The following is a 682-nucleotide window of genomic DNA, read 5'->3' on the forward strand; positions in this document are numbered from 1 at the left end:
GTGCAATACTATAACTTCCACCGACCGCATCAATCGCTTGATGGACGAACACCGGTTGAGGAGATTACTAACTAGACAGTGCCGCCAATGCCGACAGTTGACGAGTACGACTGTTGTCACAGGTCAGAAATCCTGTTGTTCTGGCTGTTACAGGTGCCACATCTCTGCTTGTCAAACGCCGTTTCCAACTTCTCTTCCATCCGTCTCCGCCTCGCTCTCCGCTCCTGCTCCCTCGACAGATAGTTCCGTAGCACAACTTCCGTCGATGAACTCCCCTGGTCTTCAGCGACTCCCTCTAACCCCTCGAGAACTTCACCAACAGCTTCCTGATACGCCGAGTACCAGAATCGCCGCCCCATCTTCGGCGTCGGCGTATCCCCGTCGATGACCACTCCCGCACGGTCAGCCAGCCGTTTGAACCGACGCCGAACTGTACTCACGGACACGTGGCCCGTCGACGACGACCGAGAGGGGAACAGATACCCGTTCCACGTCTCACGGTCGGAAAGCGCATCAATCCGGTCAGCGACGACGTCCACACCATACAATAGCGTCACCTCACCAGGACCGTTCTTCCGCTCTCCATCACCGAACGACAGATGTGGGTCTTCAGCATCCAAGACCACCTGGTCGACGTGCAACGCGGCAACCTCGGAGGGCCGTAACCCCCACCCAGCAAGCG

Annotated in this window: 2 pseudogenes; one reads left to right on the top strand and one right to left on the bottom strand. The window is 57.6% G+C overall.

From position 1 onward, the window contains the following. Positions 1 to 75: pseudogene (locus QT222_RS00225) on the top strand (IS6 family transposase); the annotation flags it as partial. Between the two features lie 41 nt (positions 76 to 116). Here QT222_RS00225 and QT222_RS00230 read toward each other — a convergent pair. After that, positions 117 to 682 (bottom strand): annotated as a pseudogene (locus QT222_RS00230) (site-specific integrase); the annotation flags it as partial.

The sequence above is a fragment of the Haloferax sp. s1 genome, assembly GCF_058382125.1.